General features: G+C 67.9%; 1 pseudogene. It reads right to left on the bottom strand.

The annotated features are described in order from the left end of the window. Positions 1–386 (bottom strand): annotated as a pseudogene (locus ACWTU8_RS32475) (DUF2778 domain-containing protein); the annotation flags it as partial. Positions 387–476 lie beyond the last annotated feature (90 nt).

The following is a 476-nucleotide window of genomic DNA, read 5'->3' on the forward strand; positions in this document are numbered from 1 at the left end:
TGGACTGACGGAACCAGCGACGCCTCGGTAATCTGCGGCGCGGCCTTGGAAATCACCGGGCGGGCGTCGGCCATGGCGACGGGCTTGCCGGCGCCGGCAAAGGCGGCGGTGAGCTTGGTCGGCGACAGCGACGCTTCCATGCGTTCGAAACGCTCCTGCGCCTTCGACTTCAAGATTGGCTGTTCCGGCTTTGCATGGGCCGCGAGGCGCGCGGATTTCTCGCCCAGCGGGCTCACACGGGCCAGCTTGAAGCAAGTGGCGCCGCATTGCACGGCATGATCGTGCAAGGCCTGCGCGCCGCCATGGGCATTGGCCAGCACGAACGGCGCCGAAGATCTGAGGAAATGCTGTTTCACCGGATCGGCCATCGCCAGGGAGCCCGGCATGGCCAGCGTCTGCGGCAGGCCGCTCGATGTCGCCGACAGCGAGGCGCCGACGGAGCTGAGACCGGCCATGGTGCCGATCAGCCAGAGGCC

The organism is Mesorhizobium sp. BHbdii (assembly GCF_053848045.1).